General features: G+C 54.6%; 2 tRNA genes. Both read right to left on the bottom strand.

Annotated features, from left to right (window positions below):
* Positions 1–76: transfer RNA gene (locus tag ACZ3HG_RS25145), tRNA-Val, on the bottom strand.
* A gap of 53 nt (positions 77–129) precedes the next feature.
* A tRNA-Val gene (locus ACZ3HG_RS25140) sits at positions 130–205 on the bottom strand.

The following is a 205-nucleotide window of genomic DNA, read 5'->3' as shown; positions in this document are numbered from 1 at the left end:
TGGTGGGTGATGACGGGCTCGAACCGCCGACCCCCTCCGTGTAAAGGAGATGCTCTACCAACTGAGCTAATCACCCACATCTCAAATCTCTGGGTACTGCATTTTCGCGGGCATCATTCACATAATGAATGGTGGGTGATGACGGGCTCGAACCGCCGACCCCCTCCGTGTAAAGGAGATGCTCTACCAACTGAGCTAATCACCC

Source organism: Erwinia sp. PME.40.26/001 (assembly GCF_055556675.1).
This window is presented reverse-complemented; position numbering and strand designations above follow the sequence as displayed.